The following is a 307-nucleotide window of genomic DNA, read 5'->3' as shown; positions in this document are numbered from 1 at the left end:
ATATTCATTCAAACGCGTAATGTCCATCCGGATCGCTTCATCGATGATATGAAGCTCCGCTCCGGCGATCCAGTACGGGAACATCTCCCAGACGGAAGCGTCAAAGCCGAAGCCGGCATATTTCGCGCTTTTGTCCTGTTCGGTGACCGTGAATGCATCGTTATGCCAATAGCACAAGTTCACGAGCGATTGATGTTCGACCATGACGCCTTTCGGCTGGCCTGTCGTGCCCGATGTGTAAATCAAGTATGCCAGGTTGTCAGACTGAGCCTCTGCGCTTGGATTGATGTCATCCTCGGGATAAAGC

At 51.8% G+C, this 307-nt stretch carries 1 protein-coding gene; it reads right to left on the bottom strand.

The annotated features are described in order from the left end of the window. Positions 1-307, bottom strand: a 307-nt coding sequence (locus CH339_RS25530; protein ID WP_146610295.1) for an AMP-binding protein, incomplete at both ends; no start/stop codon positions are given.

The organism is Rhodobium orientis (genome assembly GCF_003258835.1).
GTDB lineage: Bacteria > Pseudomonadota > Alphaproteobacteria > Rhizobiales > Rhodobiaceae > Rhodobium > Rhodobium orientis.
Note: the sequence above shows the minus strand (reverse complement) of the source record. Positions and strands in the feature narration are given on the sequence as shown.